The organism is Ammoniphilus sp. CFH 90114, from assembly GCF_004123195.1.
In the GTDB taxonomy this organism is placed as follows: Bacteria; Bacillota; Bacilli; order Aneurinibacillales; family RAOX-1; genus YIM-78166.
Genome location: NZ_SDLI01000073.1, coordinates 1 through 353, shown reverse-complemented (window position 1 = coordinate 353; position 353 = coordinate 1). Strand labels below are relative to the sequence as shown.

Below are 353 nucleotides of genomic sequence, written 5' to 3'. Positions count from 1 at the left end.
GATCAGGCAGCAGTAGCGGCAGATGTTTTGGCAGGTCGCCCAATAGAGGGCTATGAAGATCTATTGGACGTGCAAACCGCATTCGATGCAGCCACCGCATTACGGTCGGCTGTGGCAGCGGTGAATTCTTCTGGTGATGCAACGGAGATGGAAACGGCATTAGAAGACGTTGTACTAGGGCTTACTTTGGGTGCTTATGCAACATGGAGCGCGGCGGATCAGGCAGCGGTAGCGGCAGACGTTTTGGCAAATCGTTCGGTAGGGGGCTTTGTGAATGAAAATGCCGTACAAACCGCGTTTGATGCAGCGCTAGCCTCTCGTGCTCCTATGGCAACGGTGAATACGGAAACTAG

At 53.5% G+C, this 353-nt stretch carries 1 protein-coding gene; it reads left to right on the top strand.

From position 1 onward, the window contains the following. A partial coding sequence (locus EIZ39_RS27035; RefSeq protein WP_164985362.1) for a hypothetical protein occupies positions 1 to 353 on the top strand: 353 nt, incomplete at both ends.